This is a genomic window from Enterobacter sp. Bisph1, assembly GCF_000814905.1.
Lineage (GTDB): Bacteria > Pseudomonadota > Gammaproteobacteria > Enterobacterales > Enterobacteriaceae > Kosakonia.
This window is the reverse complement of the sequence record NZ_JXAG01000044.1, coordinates 40,705-61,721: the sequence shown is the minus strand read 5'-3', so window position 1 is coordinate 61,721 and position 21,017 is coordinate 40,705. Positions and strand designations below refer to the sequence as shown.

Below are 21,017 nucleotides of genomic sequence, written 5' to 3'. Positions count from 1 at the left end.
ACCGGCCATCTTTACTACCCTTAATACCCTAAGCGGTAAAATAAGGAGACCTGATATGGCGTACCAAACAGTCAATCCTGCAAATAATCAGCTGATTAAAGCGTACCCCAACCACAGCGACGCCGATATTGAAGTGACACTACGTAAGGCCGATGCGTTGTACCACTCTGCCTGGTCAAAGGGCGATATTGAACAGCGTTTACCGATACTGCATAAACTTGCCGATCTGCTGGAAAGCCAGCAGGAAGAACTGGCGAAAATAGCCAGCCGGGAGATGGGCAAGTTAATTGCGCAGAGCCGCAGCGAAGTGAAAATTTGTGCGCAGATCGCTCGCTACTACGCGGATAACGCCAAAACTTTCCTTGCACCGGTGAAGTACCAAACGGACCTCGGTGAAGCCTGGGTTGAACACCATCCGATTGGCGTGATTATGGCGGTCGAGCCGTGGAACTTCCCTTATTACCAACTGATGCGCGTGCTGGCACCGAACCTGGCCGCCGGTAACCCGGTTATCTGTAAACATGCCAGCATTGTGCCGCAGTGCGCGGAATCCTTTGCCCACCTGGTGCGCGAAGCGGGTGCGCCGGAAGGGGCGTGGACCAATCTGTTTATCTCGTCCGATCAGGTCGCGGCGATTATTGCCGATCCGCGCGTACAGGGCGCGGCGCTAACGGGATCGGAAAAAGCCGGCAGCGCGGTGGCGGCACAGGCGGCAAAACATATCAAAAAATCGACGCTGGAGTTGGGCGGCAACGATGTGTTTATCGTACTCGATGATGCGGATTTGCAAAAAGCCGTCGAGATTGGCGTACAGGCGCGGCTGGCGAACGCCGGGCAGGTCTGTACCGCGGCAAAACGGTTTATCATTCATCAGGATATTGCCGACCAGTTTATGCGCCAGTTCACCGACGCATTTCAACAGGTGAAGATTGGCGATCCGCTGGATGAAAGCACTACCCTTGGCCCGCTCTCATCGAAAGACGCCCTTGATACCCTCAGTAAACAGGTGAGCGATGCGGTGCAGCATGGCGCGAAACTGCACTTTGGCGGTAAGCCCGCCAGTGGCGAAGGCAACTTCTTTGAACCGACCATTTTGACCCATATCACCCGTGATAATCCGGCGTACTTTGAGGAGTTTTTCGGCCCGGTAGCGCAGATCTATGTGGTGAATAATGATGAGGAAGCGGTACGGCTGGCGAACGATTCCCACTACGGTCTCGGCGGCGCTATTTTCAGCCGCAATATCGACCGCGCTAAACAGATGGCGTCGCGTATTGAAACCGGGATGGTGTATATCAACTGGCTGACGGATACCGCCGCAGAGCTGCCGTTCGGCGGGGTGAAACGCTCCGGGTTTGGCCGCGAACTCTCGGATTTAGGCATTAAAGAGTTTGTTAACCAGAAGCTGGTGGTGGTGCATAAGTAGCTGCGGGTTAACCGGTGAAGTGTGCCGTGTTAACAACTAACTGATTTGCCGGGTAAGTAAGCGCTTACCCGGCAATTAAGCCTGTTTAACCTCTTGTATTGCTGGCATACGTGCTTAGTGCCGTGATAAGCCGCTTAAATTTCCCCTTTTAATCCTTCATCCAGCTCGTCGAAAAGCTGTAGATCAACGTCCAGCAGCTCGACGGCATTGCTACGTCGAATGCCGACATTATTCTCGATCAGCAGCTCCAGCAGACGATCGCCATCAATTAAAGTGATCGGTGCTGCGCCGGGATGCAGGGCCGCTTTTCCGCAGTTACCCGCAAAGCGGCCGGTGGTGATTAACGTACCGCGAATCGCGCTGTGGTAAGGCAATGCGCCGCGCATCTGGTCGATAATCGGCCGGGTAATATTGCTCTGCATCCGCTTCACCTGCACCACTTCGGTGATGGTGGTAATGCCCACCTGCACTCTGCCCACTACATCGACGCCTTTATCCCCCGAAGCTTTGGTGACTTCTACCTGCTCATAGCCCATTGCTTCCAGAAGTTGACCGATTAAATGCTCAAATTTATAAGGATTCATGGTGCTTATCTGTTCGCGCAGCAGCTCTTTTTGCTGCTGGTTATAGCGTTTAACCGCTTCTAACAGCACCTTGCGCGGATCGGCTCTGCGCGTTGGCAAGGCTTTACCCAGCCACGCGCGACCGTTATCCGTAATGCGATAACTCATGCCTTCACGGGCAACCATGTCACGATCGATAAGGTTATACAGGCGAGAATAGAGCGTGCTTTTGATCGAGCTGGTGGAGGCAAATTTTGAGTGTTGATGTAAAAACGCCTGCCATTCCGGTAATAGATCGGCACGCCGGGACATTTCACGTCCGGCCAGCAGCTCAAGCAATTGCAGTAATCCCTCATGATCGTCGAGAGATCGCAGCGTGGCTTCGTCATCATTGAGAAACTTTTCACCCCGTTGCGTCGGAATCCAGGCATCTTTGTACGTCGTGGCCATCAATTCAAACAGCGGAAGATTAAGAAATAAATAGCAGCCGTAGCTATGGCGAGGGTTGAGAATATGATCGTCCTGATTCCAAATGCGGCGGGCTATTACAGCATCTTCACCGGTTAAACGTTCGCTGATCCACATATCGGGTTCAGACCAGTCGACGGGATTTTGCGGTGTGCCGGTTTGTTCACGAATCGCATTAATCATGTTGCGCACGGATTTGACCGAATAGCCGGAAACGGCTTTCATCATCGCTTTCACTTGTGCATAGGTTGGAAAAAGCGGGGTGATGACTTTGTAATTTTTCACGTTGTTCCCTTAACGAGTGCTGTGAGCATAGCTTGCCACGTCAGGAAAAGAATTCTATTGAATATGTCACTTATTTTGTAGAGCAAGTATGGCTGCATAATAGCCGTGCCAATTATAAATTAAATCCTGGATTTAATCGGCAATACAGCCGGATGCATTTATTACCGCGCTTACCATTACGGTAAACGGAAATATATTATAGAGCCGAAAAGAGAAATCAATTATGCATAATATCCCTTTACAATAAATCATCCCCTGCTGGCAGGTAGCGAAGGAAGCGCTATCAATGACGGGGTATTCGATGCAAATCATCATGCCGGAGATATTCTTTTACGTTATTTACCCCGCTGTTCCCGGCATATAGACGCTCATACCAGTAATTATATTTAATATAAAAATTGTAACAGCAAATATCCCTAAAAATCCTCAGCAGCGCAGCGCTTAATTGGCATATCGCCCCAGCAAAAGCAAAACCCCATCGACAATCAAGGCGATGGGGGGAATTAAGGTGCGCCTGCAGGCAGCATAAAAGGCAAGGTCTTCTCCTTTCAGCCACCCATTCTTTACGGGGGCGTGAAGCGGGCAGAACAAAGCAGCCGGCCGGTTATTTCTGCAGGTCGGCAAACGCGGCTCTGATCTCTTCTTCCGGCAGTTGAACGCCGATAAATACCAGCGTGCTGTGCGGCGTTTCATCGCCCCACGGACGATCCCAGTCGGCGCTGTAGAGACGCTGCACGCCCTGGAACAATAAGCGGTTAGGCTCGCCGTCTATCCACAACATGCCTTTGTAGCGCAACAGTTTCTCGGCAAAGCTCAGCAGCAGGTTCTCCATCACGCGGGAGACCTCGCTGATATCCACCGGGTAATCCAACTCAACAACAATCGAATGAATATCGTTCTGCTTGTCGGCGATAAAATGGAAACGCGGTTTGGCGGCAACCACATTCTCTTCCAGCATAAAACCGTTGGTATCAAACAGCTGCGCCAGTTCAATATCGCCGTGGGTGACGGTGTAAATTGGCGCGCGGGCGTTGATACGGCTTATACGTTCGCGAAGCGGCTCACTGTCGCCCGCCACATCGGTTTTGGTGAGCAGGATGCGATCCGCATAGCCCACTTGCGACTGCGCCAGCGTGAACTGATTCATCTGCTCGTCGGCATGAACCGCATCGACTAAGGCAATCACGCCATCCAGCAGATAGCGCTGACAAAGAATCTCGTGGGCGAAAAAAGTCTGAATAATCGGTCCCGGATCCGCCATCCCGGTGCACTCAATCACCAGCCGGTCAAAGAGGATTTCACCGCGATCGAGGCTGTCGAGCAGATCGAGAAGCGCATCTTCCAGCTCGTTAGAGCGGCTACAGCAAATACAGCCGTTGGTCAGGGTTTTGATCTGCGTGGCGCGATCGCCAATCAGTTGATCGTCGACGGAGACTTCGCCGAACTCGTTTTCGATGACGGCAATTTTATAGCCGTGCTGTTCATTGAGGATATGGCGTAAGAGGGTGGTTTTGCCCGCGCCAAGAAAGCCGGTTAACAGGGTGACTGCAATGGGGGTCATAGATTCTCCTTTAGCAACAGCGGACGCCGCCCTTGCCGTCTCCGCCGTAACGCGCCTGCTGGCGTTCGCGGAAAAACTCTTCGTAAGTCATATACGGCAGATCAGGATGGTTGGTTTTCATATGCTCAACATAGTTGTCATAGTCCGGGATGCCAATCAGCATCTTTGCCGCCTGACCAAGGTATTTTTTGGCCTCGCCTAAGTTACCAAACATTGTTCTTTCCCGATATAAGAGGCCATAAGATGCAGGCTGGCTATGCCAGGGACGCCTGGGTAACGCAAGGTTACATCAGGCGCCCACCGGCATCAGGTTTAATGGTGGGAAGAGGTTTTCACGCCGCCTTCCGGCACCGGCACATACGGCGTCTCTTTGTCGGTACGCACCGTGTTGTTACGCACCTGCAGCCAGGTTTTGATACCGTAGAAGATGATGCTGTAAACCACCACCAGGAAGAGAATACTTAAACCGGCGTTGGTGTAGTTATTCACCACGATATGGTTCATATTCGCAATCTGCTGCGCGGTCAGCTCACCGCCGCCAGCGGCAATCTTCTCTTTGTACTGGTTAGCCATATACAGGAAGCCTTCCAGCTGCGGGTTGGTGCTGAACAGTTTCAGACCCAGCGCCCAGGTGGTGCACAGCAGCAGCCACATCGCCGGTACCACGGTGACCCAGATATATTTGGTGCGCTGCATTTTCACCAGCACTACCGTACCCAGCATCAGCGCCACGGCGGCCAGCATCTGGTTAGAGATACCGAACAGCGGCCACAGGCTCTTCACGCCGCCCAGCGGATCGACCACGCCCTGATACAGCAGGTAACCCCACAAGCCTACGCAGCCAGCGGTACCGATAATGCCTGCTACCAGCGAGTCGGTTTTCTTCAGGAACGGTACGAAATTACCGAGCAGATCCTGCAACATAAAGCGGCCTGCGCGGGTACCGGCATCCAGTGCCGTCAGGATAAACAGTGCTTCAAACAGAATACCGAAGTGGTACCAGAAGCCCATGTCTGCCATCGGCATGATTTTATGGAACACATGGGCAATACCCACCGCCAGGGTCGGTGCACCACCGGCGCGGTTCAGAACAGACGGCTCGCCAATATCTTTCGCGGTTTGCAGGATCTGTTCCGGCGTGATGACAAAGCCCCAGGAACTGACGGTCGCCGCCGCGTGGGCAGTGACATCTCTTAGCTGCGCCATAATCATCGGCGCGTTTTCGCCACCCAGCTCATGCAGGTTCGGCATGGTGATGCCAAGGGCCGCAGGCGGGGTATTCATCGCGAAGTAGAGGCCCGGTTCGATAATCGATGCGGCAACCAGCGCCATAATGGCGACAAAGGATTCCATCAGCATCGCGCCGTAACCAATCAGGCGTGCGTCGGTTTCGTTGGCCAGCAGTTTCGGCGTGGTGCCGGAAGCAATCAGCGCATGGAAGCCCGATACCGCGCCACAGGCGATGGTGATAAACAGGAACGGGAACAGCGCACCTTTCCACAGCGGACCGGTACCGTCGATGTACTGGGTTACCGCCGGCATTTTCAGTTCCGGGTTGAGGATAACAATCCCCAGCGCCAGACCGACGATCACGCCGATTTTCAGGAAGGTCGCCAGATAGTCGCGCGGGGCGAGGATCAGCCACACCGGCAGCAGGGCGGAGATAAAGGCATAGCCCACCAGCGCGAAGGTAATGGTGGTGTCTTTAAAGGTCAGCGCCGGGCCCCAGTAAGGATCGTGGGCGATAACGCCACCAAACCAGATGGAAGCCACCAGCAACACAATGCCGATAACTGAAATTTCACCCACGCGGCCAGGGCGCAGGAAGCGCATATAGATGCCCATAAACAGCGCAATCGGCACGGTAGAACAGACGGTAAAGACGCCCCACGGGCTTTCCGCCAGCGCTTTCACCACGATCAATGCCAGCACCGCGAGGATGATAATCATGATCAGGAAGCAGCCGAACAACGCAATGGTCCCCGGTACGCGTCCCATCTCCTCTTTGACCATCTCACCAAGAGAAGCGCCGTTACGGCGGGAAGAGATAAACAGCACCATAAAGTCCTGTACCGCACCGGCCAGCACGACGCCTGCCAGCAGCCACAGCGTACCCGGCAGGTAGCCCATCTGCGCGGCAAGCACCGGGCCCACCAGCGGGCCTGCGCCGGCGATAGCGGCAAAGTGGTGACCAAATAGTACATAGCGGTTGGTCGGCACATAGTTAAGGCCGTCGTTATTAATCACCGCCGGTGTTGCGCGGGTCGGATCGAGTTTCATCACCTTTTGGGCGATGTAGAGGCTGTAGTAGCGGTAAGCAACAAGATAAACAGAAACGGAAGCGACGACGATCCACAGGGCGCTAACGTGCTCGCCCCGACGTAATGCGACAACCGACAAACAGAAAGCACCGATAATCCCGAGGATCACCCAGGGTATGTGCTTGAAGAGCTTTTTAGTATCCATATCAAACCTGGTTTTGGCTAAAAAAGGGACGGAGTAAGAAACGTTGAAATGGTTGAAATGCTGGCAGCGATGATGACAAATTACGCGCGCGAATCGGTATTGATTTGCGTGAGTGGTTAGAAAACGACGCTAAGCGGTAACGGAGCCGCAATAAGCGGTTTTAGGCGCGGATGAGCGGGAAAAATTTGTGATGCCGGTCACTGTGACGCCTGTAATGACGCGGGATGCGAGAGAATTAGACCAGGCATAAAGCGATGGATAATTGATGAAAATTTAGCACGTTAAACCATAAAGTTTTGCCGGGGCAGGCCGAAAAACCAGTACCGACCTTTAGGGAAAGAGAAAAAATGTTGACTCGTATCAAACTTGTAACCAGCTTGTTGCTGGTATTGGTGTTATTTGGCTTATTACAACTCACATCTGGCGGTTTATTCTTCAACGCGCTGAAACACGACAAAGAAAACTTCACCGTTTTACAAACTATTCGTCAGCAGCAATCCACTTTGAACGGTAGCTGGGTGGCGCTGCTGCAAACCCGTAATACCCTCAACCGTGCGGGTATTCGCTACATGATGGATCAGAGCAATATCGGCAGCGGCGCGACGGTGAACGATCTGATGCAGATTGCCAGCACCTCGCTGAAACAGGCGGAAGTGAACTGGAATGCCTACCAGGCTCTGCCGCGCGATCCGCGCCAGAGCGAAGAAGCGGCGTCCGAGATCAAACGCAATTACGATATTTACCATAACGCTCTGGCGGAGCTGATCCAACTGCTGGGCGCAGGCAAGATCAATGATTTCTTCGATCAGCCGACGCAGCGCTATCAGGACGGTTTTGAGAAGCAGTACCTAAACTACTTGCAGCAAAACGATCATCTGTATGAAACCGCCGTGAATGACAGCGAAAGCTCTTACAGCTCCGCCGTATGGATCATTATCACCGTGCTGTTAGTGGTTCTGGCGGTGATCGTCTGCGTCTGGGTGGGTGTTAAAGCCGCGTTGATCAAACCCATCAATCACCTGGTCGATAATATTCGCCATATCGCCGGTGGCGATCTGGTACAGCGCATCGAGGTGCAGGGCGCGAGCGAAATGGGCGTGCTGGCAGAAAGCCTGCGTCATATGCAAAGCGAACTGGTGCGCACCGTCAGCGATGTACGTAACGGCGCAAACGCCATTTACAGCGGCGCGAGCGAAATTTCCGTCGGCAACAACGATCTCTCTTCGCGCACTGAGCAGCAGGCTGCCTCGCTGGAAGAGACCGCTGCCAGCATGGAAGAGCTGACAGCGACGGTGAAACAGAACGCTGAAAACGCCCGCCAGGCCAGCCATCTGGCGCTGAGCGCGTCGGAAACCGCGCAGAAAGGCGGTAAAGTGGTGGATAATGTCGTGCAAACGATGCGCGATATTACCTCCAGTTCGCAGAAAATCGCCGATATTATTAGCGTGATCGACGGTATTGCCTTCCAGACTAATATCCTGGCGCTCAACGCAGCCGTGGAAGCGGCGCGTGCGGGTGAGCAGGGACGCGGTTTTGCCGTGGTCGCGGGCGAAGTGCGTAACCTTGCCCAGCGCAGCGCGCAGGCGGCTCGTGAGATCAAAAGCCTGATTGAGGACTCCGTCAGCCGCGTTGAGGTAGGTTCTACGCTGGTGGAAAGCGCCGGTGAAACCATGGATGAGATCGTCAGCGCCGTCACCCGCGTGACCGATATCATGGGCGAAATCGCCTCGGCCTCTGATGAGCAGAGCCGCGGGATTGATCAGGTTGGGCTGGCGGTTTCCGAGATGGATCGCGTTACCCAGCAGAACGCCTCGCTGGTGGAAGAGTCGGCAGCCGCTGCTGCGGCGCTGGAAGAGCAGGCCAGTCGCCTGACGCAAGCCGTGGCGGTATTTCGCATTATGCAGGAACAGCGCAAAGGCACCAGCGCGAAGCCTGCAAGCCACGTGAAAGCTGAACCGTCAGCCGCGCAGCCGCGTAAAGCCGCGACCGACACCGGCGAAAACTGGGAAACCTTCTAACGGTTGTTTGCGCCCTGTCACGCAGGGCGCATTGCATCTGGCTTCTGCATGCTACTCTTAGTAGACACTCCCCTGGAGAAGCCCTATGAATCTCGTCGCTGTTCCTGCCATCCACTATAGTTGCGAAACCCTGGCCGCTATCGCCGCCGACTGTTTTGCTGGCTATAGCGTACCGTTTTCCCTGCCGCCCGCTGTTTTTGCCCAGCGCTTTCTGGCCGAAGATGTCAATCTGGTCGACTCCTGTGTCTGGCTGGAAAACGACGAGCCTGCCGCCGTGGCGCTGGTGGCCCGACGCGGTAATAGCGCCCGGCTGGCAGCGTTCGCCATTCGCCCGCAGTTTCGTGGCCAGGGCGCGGGCCGGCAGATCATGTTGTCGCTGATGGCGTCTTTGCGTGCCAAAGGGGTGAACGAAATGTGGCTGGAGGTCCTTAGCGATAATCAGGCCGCTTACGCCCTTTATCATGGGCTGGGCTTTACCACCGTTCAGCCGCTGTTGGGCTATCAGGGGGCCGCACAAGCCGGTGATGAGAGCTGCACCTTACAGCAGTGCGATCCGCTGGCGGTGGTGCGCAGCGCCATTGGCGAGAGCCATGAGCGGCTGCCGTGGCTGGTGGATCCGCTCTCTGCCGTCTCGTTACCGCTACAGGCTTTTGAGTACCGTAAACACGCCTATGGGCTGGTTTCCACCCTCGCCGACACGCCGCAGCTGCGCTTTATCTATGTCGAACCTGAGTACCGGCACAAAGGGTTTGGCCTCGAGCTGCTGCGGGCGCTGAACCAGCAGTTTCCAGCGCTTAGCACCACCGTGGCGGTGCCGGAGCGTTTCTCCCTGCTGTTCGAGCGCGCAGATTATGTCGCGCGGGCTCTCAGCCAGTATGAAATGAAAGCAACGTTTTAGCGTTTAGCCTGCGCCAGCGACCACTTTGATCTCTACCAGGCCAATGCCCAGTTTGCGCGGCGAATGGCCTAAAATATTGCCCTCGTTGGTCGACTGCGGCACCGGAGGCACAATCACCAGCCGTTTGCTGCGCGACGGGTTGCTAAAGTGCAGGGTGGTGGTTGTGAGTTCATTACCAAGCGTCAGGCTTTGCTGCGCATTGCCCACGCGCACCGGAATAGGTTGGCTGGCATTCGCGCCAAAGGCTTTGGCGGTGATCACCAGGTCGAACTGTTCCGGCAGCGGTTGGTTATATTCAATCGCCACTTCTTCGCCGAGATTGGCATTCGACCAGCGCCCCCAGCTTTCCGGGCGTGAGAGGCCGCTGAACTGTTTGACCTCTTCCGGCGCACCTGCGACGTTAAAGACAAAACTGTCGGCTTTGTAGCGAATGTTGTTATCGAGGATCTTCAGTTTATCGACGTTTTGTTGGTAGCGATCCGTGTCGATCACCGTCTGTTTAAAATCGGTTTTTCCTTTCCACTGCGCGGTATCTACATGCTGCACCTGCTGTGCGCCGCCCAGTTGCCCCTGGGACACGCACCAGTCGGTAGAGAGCGACAGGGCAGGCGACCATAAACGCGCCATTTTGTAGCAGCGATCGATCCACACGAAGTTATCGCGCGGGGCGAAGTCCGCTAACTGGAAACGCAGCGGCGCAGAATATTCACTTTCCGGCAGCGGTTCGACTTTATCCGCTACGCGCACCAGCAATGGCAGGCGGAACTGGCTGCCGGAGAAAGCCACCGTCTGTTTCGTCTGATCGATAGTGAACGCTTTCATCTCCTTCGGGAAATTCCACAGGCGAATAATGTCCGGCTTCCACGCCAGCACTTTGCTTTTCATATTGAGGAAAATTGCGGAAAGCGACTGCCCGGAAACGCTGCTGCGCCCGAGGCCGAGGAAATTATCGCCGCCGAGAATATCCAAAACCGTTGCGCCATTATCCAGCGTGCTGCGCTTGAGGCCGGAAATATCCTGCTGCGGTGCATCGCCGCGCAGCACAAAAAACAGATTGCTGCGATCGTGTTTATTCAGTTCATTCCAGGCGGTATTTTTCATCGCCAGGTGATCCGAGGAGACCACGATGACCGTATTTTTGAAGTATGGGGAGGCTTTGATCTTCTCGATAAGCTGCGCAATATGCTGCTGGCTGCAGCCGACGGCGCTAAAGGACTGATTAGCTTTGCCGTTAATGGCATAGCTTTTCCGCTGGCAACTGCGGGAGATAAACCCGTCCGGGTGATGGGTGTCGACCGTCAACGCAAACAGCGAGAAGCGTTTGCCGGAGCGGGAGAGCGCCTCGAATTTTTTCCAGGTTTCGTCCAGCACCGTATCGTCATAGAAGCCCCAGTCATTGCGATAAGCCGGGTCGGCAACGGTGGTTTTCAGCTCTTCGGCACCATACAAATGGTCGAAGCCGTGGGATTTAAGAAACACATCTTTACCGGCAAAGCGCAGATTGGCACCCTGCACAAAGTAGTTTTCGTAGCCGGAGTTTTTCAGGATATCGCCAAGACAGAGATTTTGCGGGAAAAAACTCGACATCGATGCCGACGCGTTGCCTTCAAAGGGCGCGAACAGCGGAATGCCGCACTGTGAAGCGACCATGCCGGCGATAGTGTAATCGGTGCCGGGCAGCTGTTCCGTATGGCTAAAATCGATCCCTTGTGCTTTTAACGCGCCAAGCTCCGGCGTCAGGCCGGGAAACGCCTGCACATTAAAATAGGTGCGCTCAAAGCTTTCGCCGTAGATATAAACCAGGTTCAGTTTGGGATGGGGGATCTGTTTTGCCGGGACTTTATAGTAAGTGGTGAAATCGGGATCGCCTTCGCGGGTTTGCGATTTGACCAGCTCGGTAATCTGGCGAAATGCCGGGCTGGCATCCACCGAACCGAGGGCCAGCGCCAGCGCCAGCAGGCTATAGCCGAAATGGTACGGCCGATGACGGCGGCGGCGCAGCACCCAGCCGAGGGCGCAAAACAGCACCACCAGCGCCAGAACCAGCCCGGCGCCGGGAAGCAGATATTTACCCAAGCCCGCGCCCGCCAGGCTATTGGTCAGGGTATATAACACCGCGTCGGTAATGCCATCGCCGGTAAAATAGTTACTGGCGAACAGGGTGATATTTAAAATGACAAACAGACCAAGCACCAGCAATGTGGCGCTAAACCACCAGCTATTGCGGCCCGCTTTGCAGGCGTAAATCACCACTGAGGCAAGAAACAGCGCGACAGAGAGCAACTCGGACAACCGTTATTCCTCATTATTGCCAGAATGCTGGCTAACTATGCACTTTTGTAACAAGGCGCATAATTTAATGGCGATGTCACATAGCTGCAATTGTAGTGACACTTTACGGTCGTTTATTCAGAATTGGTTTAGAAAGGCATATTAGTGATAGCCGTCGCATTCGCCGCGTCGCGCTTAGGGGGAGAGGGAACGCCGCGCTCTGAGCGAACGCGGCGCAGTCATCAAGAGAGGAAGTTTACGCCCTGTTTGAGAACGATATCGCAGGCTTTAGATTTCACTTTTTCCGCCAGCGGCGTATTACCGATATTGCTGAGGTTGAGCTGCTGTCCGTTTTTGGTGTTCAACATGCCCGTAATACCCTGCAGATAATTGGTGTCCTGCTTCTGCTGGCTCGCGCCGAGCCCCAGTTTATCCAGCACCTGGTTTTTCACATTTTCTGTATTGGTCAGGCTGGAGAGCTTGTTTTTCGCGCACCAGCTCATGACGCCCGCCGCATTGTTCATGGTATCGGCGCTCAGTGCCTGGTTACCGCCATTCAGCAGGCCCGTCAGGGAGGAGAGCGACAACCCGCCCTGCTGCGACGATGAACCGGCCGATTTCTGGCTCAGTTCACTGGCGGCGCTGGAAAGGGTATCTTGCCAGGAGGCGGCGTGAGCGAAACCGGTGAGAAACGCGCTACAAAGAGCGACACGGCAAAGCAGGCGTGGGGTGAATGTCATGGCGGCGGATCCTGATAGCGAAAAGAGAGGGGCATTATACACCCGGGCGCTGGCGCGCCACGGATGGAAAAATCTCAATACTCTTTGCCGGTAACGCGGCTGCGGTAACTGTCCCAGTTAAAGATAACCCACAGGCTGTTGCCAAGGCGCATCCTGTCCATTACCCGCTCTCCCAGCAGTTTGTTCATCTCTTCAACGTTGCTGTTGGTCAGCATTCCGGTTGGGCGTTTAGAGGACGAACGTCGGTCAACAATCTGATTAATAATCACTTTTTCGTAACGGGATTCGGTCTGCATCCCAATCTCGTCAATCACCAGCAGGTCAACGCTGCTTAAGTCATTAAGCAGCTGCTCTTCGCTGTTTTCCCGGTTGCCGAAGGTCTCTTTCATCGCCGACATAATGTCTGCAACGGTGATGATCAGTACCGATTTACCCCGCAGCAGCAGTTCGTTGCAAATGGCGGCGGCAAGGTGATTTTTGCCGGTTCCCGGTTTGCCGGAAAAGATAAAGCTGGCGATATTGCCGTCAAACTCTTCGACATATTGCCGCGCCTGGCTAAGGGCGCGCATCTGGCCTTCGCTTTCCACGCGATAATTATCGAAGGAGCAGTTTTGATGCAGGGGACGAATGCCGGAGCGGTTAAAGGTGCGCTGCATTTTCATGGCGCGGTTTTCGCGCTCCAGCGCCGCCGAACGGATTTCGCCTTGTTGCTTCTGCCAGGCCATCAGCTCTTCGCCCGTTTTAAACGCAGGCTGGGTGTTAGCAGGCATCATCTTTTGCAGTCGCTTCATCAATTCGCCGACGTTTTTCATCGTTATCCTCTAAAACCTGGTGGGATTTGATTATCCGGTTCAGACAGGGCATTGATATCCCGCTTCGCCGCGCCGTTCTGCGCGCTGCGGCCAATTTGCAGGCTGCGCGCCAGTTTCTGCTGCCATTGTACATGGTGAAAAACTTTGCCTTCAGCCTGCCAGTAAGCGACAAAGGCGGCAATCTCTTCAGCGGTAACAGGCTGCGCCAGCGCAATGCCCCACAGCCCCGCCAGCCGCTGAAAATCCGCATCAGGCTGCCAGCCCGCGTACATGGCGAATTTGCCCATCGGCACGGCAACCGGCGCGGCCGACGGCTCTTCGTAGAATTGCGTATCCAGCGTCACGTCGCTTGCCGGGCGCGACAGACGCGCCTCGATGTCCAAAAGCTGCGCCAGACGCGCCGGGGTAATGGCGTAAAACGCGGGGGCGTTATCGGCGAACACGGCAAGCGTGCCGCCTTCGGCGCTCGCCAGCACGCCGCGCGGATCGCTTATAAAGGCATCGATACCAGCAATGCTGGTCGTCAGGATTCTGCAGGACATAACACATTCTCTGATGGATAAGACAGGCGTACTTTGTCGCCTATGTTAGCACAGAGAAGATGGCGGGATCATGAGGGTTACTTATCACCCCGTTTACCTGAAACTTTTCACTGCTGCCGCCAGCGGCGGCGCAGTGAAAGGCGCTGGCAAGGTCAGACTTTCTTTTCAGGCGCATCAAGGGGGTAGGGATTTTTATGGATGCGGTTGTAGTTGAAGGTGTAGAGGGCAGTAATCACCATCAGCATGACGAACGACCACATCACCTCTTTCGCACCCGAGCCAATAACCGCCCAGATACAGTACAGAAAGGCGATAAAGATTATCACCAGGTACATCGTACGGGCATGCGCAAAGTGACCATGTCCGAGCAGCAGCAGCGCCGCACAGGTATAGAGGTAGGGCACCAGCGTAAAGATAACGGAAACGGAAGAAACCAGGCCAAACTCTTTCGCCGCGTTCGGCGAGATGCTGCTGAACTGGAAGATAGTCATTAAAACGCCAACGATAAGCAGCCCGGCAACGGGGGTGCCCGTTTTGTTGACGTGAGAAAAAATGGGTGGAAACAGGCCGTCGTCGGCCGCGGCTTTAGCGGTCTGGCCCGCAAGCAGCGTCCAGCCGCCCAGCGAACCCAGGCAGCCCGCCGCCGCACAGAACGAGACAATCGCTCCGGCGGTGTTCCCCAACGCCATGCGCGCCGCATCGCCAAAGGGGGAGGCTGAGACGCGCAAGGCGGCGTTGGGGATCATTCCCATAATAGCGGTGGTCGACAGCACGTAGCACACCGCGGCAATCAGGACCCCGCCGACAGTGGCGATGGGTACATTTCGTTGTGGATTTTTTACGACGCCCGCGGCAACCGAGGCGCTTTCAACGCCAATAAACGACCACAGCGTGACGCTCAGGGTGCTCTGGATAGCGCTAAAGGTGCCGAGCCCGCTGACGTTCCACGAGGCCATATAGGTTTCGCGATGAAACCAGAACCAGCCAAAAGCCGCTATCCCGACGATAGGCACCAGCGCCAGCACGGTGGCGACGGCCTGTACGCGGGTGATCATTTTCGGCCCGACAATATTCAGCAACACGAAGATCCACAGAAAGACCACGCAGGTTATGGTCAGCACCAGCGGATCTTTCAGAACGGGGAAAAAGTAGCTTAAGTAGCCGACCCCAATCACCACCATCGCAATATTCCCTATCCAGCAGGCGAGCCAGTACAGGACATTGGTCTGGTAGCCGAGAAACGGGCCAAAACAGCGGCGAGCGTAAGCGTAAGAACCGCCGGGACTGGGATCTAAGGACGACATTTTGGCGTACACCATCGACAGCGCAAGGGCGCCGATAATGGTGACAAGCCATCCGTAGATGGCAATCCCTCCGGTTGCCGCGAGGTTAGCCGGCAACAAAAACACCCCGGAGCCCATAATATTTCCTGAAACCATCAAGGTGACAGGAATAAGCCCCACTTTGTGCGCGTCAGCGTCCATTGCCATACTCTTTCTCCTTATTGTCCATTAAGGATCAATAATAACGCGCAACCTGCGGTTTATTCGGCGTCAAAGGGGGATATGGCTGTTGTCGCTACTAATAGAGCTAATGTTATAACCTTAGCGGGCCTCCCGATGTTGCACGACATAATGCAGCGGGGTAATACCGTACCAGGCTTTAAATACCGAGATAAAATAGGATGTACTGCGATAACCACATAACAGTGATACCTGCGAGATGTTTTTATCTTCGATTAACAGTTGATAAGCCGCGTAGCGCATCCGGCAATCGGTAACGATCTGGCTGTAGCTGGTCCCTTCATTCTTCAGCTTCTTTTTCAACAGGCTGGGGCTTAGATAAAGGGCGCTGGCGACCTTGCTTAAACTCCACTCCTTATTGATATCGCTCTGAATTATTTGATACACCCGGTCTTTTACGCTGCTGCGCAGCATATGCATCAGTAACGCAAGAAATCCATCCTGCTCGAGAAAATTGGAAAGTACGGTAAATAACAGCGCACGGGTTCGCTCAATTTCACAATTTTCTTTTGTTTTCATCACGCTCTGTAGCGCCGCCTGGCGGAAAACTTCAGGCGTTCGCCCAGGGCAGGCCAGGAGCGGCATTGCCTGGCGCGACCAGGGTGTAATGGTTGTCAGGTTTTTATTCAAAAACTGCAGGTAATCATTCAGTATTTCCCGGCTGGCATGGGCAACGAGCGAATTATTTAATGAGGTGAAATCAATGGCGTTATTATTACAGGCAATAATCGCAAGATAATTCGCCGGTAATCTATACGGGGGATGATCGTTGATTTTAATGTCGACATCCGTTTCTGTTAAAACTACGACGCAAGGTTCGCTGCTGCAAAGTCTCATACTCGCACTCCAGGAATATGAAAAGTGACTCGGGATAAGATAACTTGATTAAATATATTCGAGGTAATCGTCTGATGAAACCAAAGCAGTAAAAATTACACTGAAATACAATCATTTCAATTGGAAGAGAAAAATTAATTTTGTAAATAAAGCTTTGCAGAGATAGTACAAATAAAAATAAGGTGTTTTGCTGAATTGACATTAAATGGAAAATATACTCTATGTAAGCCTTTACCAGCAGGAGCAGCTGTTTACAGCGAACAAAAACCGCTCCTGTGGCGCAACCCGCCAGGCTTCGGGGGAATGACGTAAAGTATAACCATTACAGATGTGCTTTAAATTTGTCCCATTCGCCTGCTACTTTACTTTTAAAGCTGGCCGTTTTGTCTTCGGTACAGGCTTGTACAATCGCCGGTGTGACGGTTTCGATACCCTGCACATCGAGGACGGCATTTTCAGGTTTATCTTTATTATTCAACGCTTCCGCATAACCGATTGCCGTCGGCTGGAAAGTCGCGTTAAGTGCAAGAAAGTCTTCACAAGTCCAGCTATTAATGGGCTTCTGCATTTCTGTTGCCTGACTCATCACAGGGAGCAGTAATAAACTCGTGACAACAATGCCTGATATTTTCTTCATTTTTACTTCCTCGTTAATATTAAGTTATACGCCTGGTTGATTATATCACTATGTAATGAAGGGTACAGGAATTAGCAGAGTATCTGCTAAGGGCTATTTTGTTGGTAAATACAGATAAAACATTAAGATAAATCTTTTTCAGGAATTAAATATCAGAAACAGTTATTAAACTATTACTTATTGTAGCGGCGGTATTGAGCGTAAGTTTAGCGGGTGTTTTGACGAAACTTCTGGAGAGGTAAAATGTTAAATATCAGCCGTAATAGCGTTGCTAAACAGAATGTAAACGTAATAAGAAAACAGAAGAATCTTCTTGGCTTTATTGCTTGCCTTATGTTTATAAGCGGGATTCTGTTTATTGTGTTTCCTTTTTACTCAGAAGCCCTGCTGAGTGTTATTTTAGGCGGGGTATTGATATGCAGCAGTATTGCCTGGACAGCAATCATGTTGAAAAATCGCACGCATAATCTCTGGCCGGTCGTTTCCGGTGTGCTGGTCAGTATTGCCTATATGATGATGGGTTATTTTTTCATTACCTCCCCGGAGATAGGGATCTTTACTTTGGCAACCTTGCTGGCCGGTCTGTTTCTTATCGGCGGATTGATTCGTATTATGGCGTGGTTCAGGCAGCGTAAAGAGATGGGAAGAGAGATGCTACTTATCATTGGCGTGCTGGATCTGTTTATCGGCTGGTGTTTTATCAGCGCCACGCCGCAAGCATCGGTAGTGATGGTCTCATTTGTCGTGGGTATTGAGCTTATCGTCAGCGCCTGTAGCTGCTTTGCTCTGGCGCGGCAGTTAAGTAAATTGAGCGCCTGAAAAAAATGCCTGCCCAAACGGCAGGCATAAACAGGGAAGGGTTTAAAAATAGGGCGAGATATTCAGCGTGACGATATCACTCATTCGCCGCAGTTTAAGTTTGAACATAATATTAAACTTTTGGCTGCGTAAAGTCTGCTCGGTAATCTTCAACGCCGCAGCGATTTCATAGGGAAGTTCTTCATTAAGAAAATGGCTGACAATTTTAAACTGATTATGCGAAAACCCCATTCGCGGCTTGCGGTAAGGTATTTGTTTTTCCGTTAATAATGATAGCCAGCTTTCCATCGGCATCTTACGGTTGATGAAAAAAAGCGGCGAACGGTTTTTTAACTTACTGATATGAAACGGCGTCAAAACTATAATTGCCCCCACCTTTAACGTTTGCAGCGTGCTGACGGTAGCGTCATCAATCACATTATTATGATAAAGATCGATAATCACTTTCGTCGATGTATCGGTCGCGAGATGACTGATATCGGTTGTTTTCTCTATTTTTATTATATTTTCATCTTTTACCAGGCTGGTTATTCCAGACAAAAGGAACGTATCTTTGGTGACCATTAAAATCATGAACAGACTCCTTTCTGACACATATTATCTTGCCGAAAACCAATGAGTAGTATGGTAGGAGACGAAATAATAGCGCATGGACTTACAGCCTCTCTGCAACGGCTCGCCGATATGTCTTTTAATGATATTAATGTGGCTGATGTTGTAACCCCTGCTGTGCTTAGTAAGGGCAAAAAAAACGCGGGGGAGAAGCCCGCGAAAAGTATAAATCAAGGATATCAACTATTTAACTACGCCAAAGGTATTGCTCTTTGCCAGGGTAACAAATCCTGCTTACTCAGCCTTAATACACATAACGTGATACACGCCGTTAATAATCTCCGTGCCTTCGGTGTCGTGTTCGAAACCCGGAAACGCAAGATCCCAACACTGCAACGCGCGCAGGTAAGCAATGTGCGGACTGGTGCTGCCGCCGAAGTTTTCCCCCGATAACAACATCGGGATGCCTGGCGGGTAGGGGATTATAGAATTGGCGGCGATGCGGTTCTCTAGCCCATCGACAGCCACCATTTCAACATTATCTGCAACGATGGCCTGATATGCATCCCGCGGCGTCATCATCGCTTCCGGCAGGGAAGCATAGGCCGCATTCAGGCTGGCGCCCGGATGGTTGATTTTCAGCCAGCTAAACATGCTGTCGCCCAGGTCGCGAATGCCCATCCCGGCATAGATTTGCGGATAGCGGTTTGCCACCTCTGGCATCACCTGAAGCAACGGGGCGTTACTATCGTAATGACGTTTGAAAGAACACAATGTATTGAGCAACGTTCCCCATTTTCCGCGCGTAATGCCCATTGAAAAGAGAAACATTATCTGGAAATCTGTGGTACGCGTTGGCACGATGCCGTGCAGGCCAAGCCAGGCGGTGACCAGCGCGGCAGGTACGCCTTCAGGCAGCAAATTGCCGTCGTCGCCCATACCAGGGGTCAGAATGCTGACTTTAATCGGATCGAGCATGCTCCAGTTATCCGGCAGATCGGCAAATCCATGCCAGCTTTCGGCTGGACGCATGATCCAGCAATTCTGATCGTGCGTGAGCAGCTCGGCGGGCGCGTCGGCAAAGGCCCATTGCTGACCGCTTTGTGGGCACACCACGGTCTCTTTATTCCACGGTTTAAAGAACCAGTCGTTGTTAGTAGTAAATTCCCGATACAGGCGCGCTAACGCCTGACGAAAATCGACCGCTTCGTCAATCACTTCCTGGATCAGTGACTGGCCACTATTCCCGTCCATCATCGAAACTGCAATGTCATTGGAGGCGCAAATCGCGTACAGCGGCGAAGTAGTGGCATGCATCATATAGGCCTGGTTGAACCGGGAGAAATTGACCGCGCCGCGTCCGTCGCGAACATGAATATACGAGGCCTGCGAGAGCGCATTCAGCAGCTTGTGCGTGGAGTGGGTGGCAAATACCGTTGGTCCTGAACGATCGCCCGGATTGCCGCGCATAGCGTAGTGATCGGCATAGATCGGATTAAAACGCGCATAGCCATACCAGGCTTCGTCAAAATGGATACGGTCGCTGGTTTGTTCCAGCAGCGCCTGCGCATGTTTCGCGTTATAGCACACACCATCATAGGTGCAGTTGGTGACTACGCTGTAGGTGGGTTTATGGGCAGCCCGCTCGCGGGTCAGCGGGCTGGTATGAATTTTTTCCTGCAGCGTTGCCGGTTCCATCTCATGGGGATAGATAGGGCCGATAATGCCGTAGCGGTTACGGCTGGGCACCATATACACCGGTTTCGCGCCGGTGAGAATCAACCCTTGCTCAATCGATTTGTGGCAGTTTCGGTCAATGATCACCACGTCATTTTCGGTCATGCAGGCCTGCATAATGGTGCGGTTAGAGCCGGAGGTGCCAACAACGACGGACCAGGAACGATCTGCGCCGAACACCCGCGCCGCGTTCTTTTCGCTCTCGCCGAATGCGCCGGTGTGATCCAGCAGGGAACCTAACGATGCGCGTTCGATCCCCATATCGGTGCGAAACAAATTTTCGCCGTAGTAGTCATGATACAAACGACCCGCCGGCGTTTTGGTAAAGCCCACGCCGCCCTGATGGCCGGGTGCGGCCCAGGAGTATTCATGAATGCCATCATATTTCATCAGCGCCGAGAAGAGCGGCGGCAACATTTGCTGGCGGTAACGTTTCATCGTCGCCACCGCGCGACCGGCAATAAACTGTGCCGAGTCTTCAAGAATCCATGCGAACTCGTCGATAAGCTCCATCAACTGTAAATCGATCAGCGCCGTGGCCTTTTCGCGCTCTCCCAGCAAAAAAACGGGAACAGATTGTTGACGTTCATGAAGCTTATTAAGCAGTTGGCGCACGCGCAGATGCTCATCTTCCTCTTTCATCTGATAGCTGAACATCAGGCAATCAATGGCTTCGTTGGCGGCGACGATGGCGTATCCATCATCCAGAGAGGTGGACTGCAGCACCTCAATGTGCTGGCGACGAAGCGCTTCTGCCAGACGCGCAACCGCAGCGCCGACCCACGTGTCCTGGTGCAGAAATTCACTTTCTACAATAAGAATTTTCACGGGTTAATCCTCATAAATGGCGGCATGCGCTAAG

At 53.0% G+C, this 21,017-nt stretch carries 17 protein-coding genes; 4 read left to right on the top strand and 13 right to left on the bottom strand.

Annotated features, from left to right (window positions below; genetic code table 11):
- Nucleotides 1–55: 55 nt before the first annotated feature.
- Complete coding sequence (locus RW65_RS14960) at nt 56–1,426, top strand: NAD-dependent succinate-semialdehyde dehydrogenase (protein WP_039057577.1); 1,371 nt, start codon at nt 56–58, stop codon at nt 1,424–1,426.
- Between the two features lie 134 nt (nt 1,427–1,560).
- Here the strand turns inward: RW65_RS14960 and RW65_RS14955 are convergent, their stop codons facing one another.
- From RW65_RS14955 to RW65_RS14940, 4 genes are all read right to left on the bottom strand, one after another.
- Nucleotides 1,561–2,742 carry a restriction endonuclease gene (locus RW65_RS14955; RefSeq protein WP_039057576.1) on the bottom strand — a complete coding sequence of 394 codons (1,182 nt, stop codon included), beginning with the start codon at nt 2,740–2,742 and terminating at the stop codon, nt 1,561–1,563.
- Between the two features lie 604 nt (nt 2,743–3,346).
- Nucleotides 3,347–4,303: a GTPase gene (yjiA, locus tag RW65_RS14950; protein ID WP_039057575.1), complete on the bottom strand. Its 957-nt coding sequence runs from the start codon at nt 4,301–4,303 to the stop codon at nt 3,347–3,349.
- A gap of 10 nt (nt 4,304–4,313) precedes the next feature.
- A complete protein-coding gene (locus RW65_RS14945) occupies nt 4,314–4,517 on the bottom strand; it encodes a YbdD/YjiX family protein (protein ID WP_039057574.1) in 204 nt (67 codons plus the stop codon).
- Between the two features lie 98 nt (nt 4,518–4,615).
- The gene (locus RW65_RS14940; protein WP_039057573.1) at nt 4,616–6,769 is read right to left on the bottom strand and encodes a carbon starvation CstA family protein; all 2,154 of its coding nucleotides are present in this window, start codon (nt 6,767–6,769) and stop codon (nt 4,616–4,618) included.
- 347 nt (nt 6,770–7,116) lie between these two features.
- Between RW65_RS14940 and tsr the strand changes: the two genes are divergently transcribed.
- Together tsr and RW65_RS14930 are read left to right on the top strand one after the other, a co-directional pair.
- The gene (gene tsr / locus RW65_RS14935) at nt 7,117–8,787 is read left to right on the top strand and encodes a methyl-accepting chemotaxis protein (RefSeq protein WP_039057572.1); all 1,671 of its coding nucleotides are present in this window, start codon (nt 7,117–7,119) and stop codon (nt 8,785–8,787) included.
- A gap of 85 nt (nt 8,788–8,872) precedes the next feature.
- Nucleotides 8,873–9,685, top strand: coding sequence for a GNAT family N-acetyltransferase (locus tag RW65_RS14930; RefSeq protein ID WP_039057571.1), 813 nt, complete (start codon nt 8,873–8,875; stop codon nt 9,683–9,685).
- 3 nt (nt 9,686–9,688) lie between these two features.
- On the opposite strand, the gene opgB is transcribed toward RW65_RS14930, so the two are convergent.
- From opgB to hdeA, 7 genes are all read right to left on the bottom strand, one after another.
- Entirely contained in the window at nt 9,689–11,977 is a 2,289-nt protein-coding gene (gene opgB, locus RW65_RS14925; RefSeq protein ID WP_039057570.1) for a phosphatidylglycerol--membrane-oligosaccharide glycerophosphotransferase, read from the bottom strand.
- A 221-nt stretch (nt 11,978–12,198) separates the two neighbouring features.
- Nucleotides 12,199–12,696, bottom strand: coding sequence for a YjjA family protein (locus tag RW65_RS14920; protein WP_039057569.1), 498 nt, complete (start codon nt 12,694–12,696; stop codon nt 12,199–12,201).
- A gap of 74 nt (nt 12,697–12,770) precedes the next feature.
- Nucleotides 12,771–13,508: a replicative helicase loader DnaC gene (gene dnaC, locus RW65_RS14915; protein WP_039057568.1), complete on the bottom strand. Its 738-nt coding sequence runs from the start codon at nt 13,506–13,508 to the stop codon at nt 12,771–12,773.
- Between the two features lie 2 nt (nt 13,509–13,510).
- Nucleotides 13,511–14,050 carry a primosomal protein DnaT gene (gene dnaT / locus RW65_RS14910; protein ID WP_039057566.1) on the bottom strand — a complete coding sequence of 180 codons (540 nt, stop codon included), beginning with the start codon at nt 14,048–14,050 and terminating at the stop codon, nt 13,511–13,513.
- A gap of 152 nt (nt 14,051–14,202) precedes the next feature.
- Nucleotides 14,203–15,540: an arginine/agmatine antiporter gene (gene adiC, locus RW65_RS14905; protein ID WP_039057564.1), complete on the bottom strand. Its 1,338-nt coding sequence runs from the start codon at nt 15,538–15,540 to the stop codon at nt 14,203–14,205.
- Between the two features lie 114 nt (nt 15,541–15,654).
- Entirely contained in the window at nt 15,655–16,410 is a 756-nt protein-coding gene (locus tag RW65_RS14900; RefSeq protein ID WP_039057563.1) for an AraC family transcriptional regulator, read from the bottom strand.
- Between the two features lie 322 nt (nt 16,411–16,732).
- Entirely contained in the window at nt 16,733–17,047 is a 315-nt protein-coding gene (gene hdeA / locus RW65_RS14895; protein ID WP_039057562.1) for an acid-activated periplasmic chaperone HdeA, read from the bottom strand.
- Between the two features lie 243 nt (nt 17,048–17,290).
- Between hdeA and RW65_RS14890 the strand changes: the two genes are divergently transcribed.
- The gene (locus tag RW65_RS14890; RefSeq protein ID WP_039057561.1) at nt 17,291–17,866 is read left to right on the top strand and encodes an HdeD family acid-resistance protein; all 576 of its coding nucleotides are present in this window, start codon (nt 17,291–17,293) and stop codon (nt 17,864–17,866) included.
- Nucleotides 17,867–17,908: 42 nt separating this feature from the next.
- Here the strand turns inward: RW65_RS14890 and RW65_RS14885 are convergent, their stop codons facing one another.
- The gene (locus RW65_RS14885) at nt 17,909–18,439 is read right to left on the bottom strand and encodes a helix-turn-helix transcriptional regulator (RefSeq protein ID WP_039057560.1); all 531 of its coding nucleotides are present in this window, start codon (nt 18,437–18,439) and stop codon (nt 17,909–17,911) included.
- A gap of 273 nt (nt 18,440–18,712) precedes the next feature.
- Nucleotides 18,713–20,983 carry an arginine decarboxylase gene (gene adiA / locus RW65_RS14880; protein WP_039057559.1) on the bottom strand — a complete coding sequence of 757 codons (2,271 nt, stop codon included), beginning with the start codon at nt 20,981–20,983 and terminating at the stop codon, nt 18,713–18,715.
- Nucleotides 20,984–21,017: the final 34 nt, after the last annotated feature.

Coding starts and splice junctions, on each gene's coding strand:
- RW65_RS14960 (WP_039057577.1), top strand. CDS start 56: ATGGCGTACCAAACAGTCAATCCTGCAAATAATCAGCTGATTAAAGCG.
- yjiA (WP_039057575.1), bottom strand. CDS start 4,303: ATGACCCCCATTGCAGTCACCCTGTTAACCGGCTTTCTTGGCGCGGGC.
- RW65_RS14945 (WP_039057574.1), bottom strand. CDS start 4,517: ATGTTTGGTAACTTAGGCGAGGCCAAAAAATACCTTGGTCAGGCGGCA.
- RW65_RS14940 (WP_039057573.1), bottom strand. CDS start 6,769: ATGGATACTAAAAAGCTCTTCAAGCACATACCCTGGGTGATCCTCGGG.
- tsr (WP_039057572.1), top strand. CDS start 7,117: ATGTTGACTCGTATCAAACTTGTAACCAGCTTGTTGCTGGTATTGGTG.
- RW65_RS14930 (WP_039057571.1), top strand. CDS start 8,873: ATGAATCTCGTCGCTGTTCCTGCCATCCACTATAGTTGCGAAACCCTG.
- RW65_RS14920 (WP_039057569.1), bottom strand. CDS start 12,696: ATGACATTCACCCCACGCCTGCTTTGCCGTGTCGCTCTTTGTAGCGCG.
- dnaC (WP_039057568.1), bottom strand. CDS start 13,508: ATGAAAAACGTCGGCGAATTGATGAAGCGACTGCAAAAGATGATGCCT.
- dnaT (WP_039057566.1), bottom strand. CDS start 14,050: ATGTCCTGCAGAATCCTGACGACCAGCATTGCTGGTATCGATGCCTTT.
- adiC (WP_039057564.1), bottom strand. CDS start 15,540: ATGGCAATGGACGCTGACGCGCACAAAGTGGGGCTTATTCCTGTCACC.
- RW65_RS14900 (WP_039057563.1), bottom strand. CDS start 16,410: ATGAGACTTTGCAGCAGCGAACCTTGCGTCGTAGTTTTAACAGAAACG.
- hdeA (WP_039057562.1), bottom strand. CDS start 17,047: ATGAAGAAAATATCAGGCATTGTTGTCACGAGTTTATTACTGCTCCCT.
- RW65_RS14890 (WP_039057561.1), top strand. CDS start 17,291: ATGTTAAATATCAGCCGTAATAGCGTTGCTAAACAGAATGTAAACGTA.
- RW65_RS14885 (WP_039057560.1), bottom strand. CDS start 18,439: ATGATTTTAATGGTCACCAAAGATACGTTCCTTTTGTCTGGAATAACC.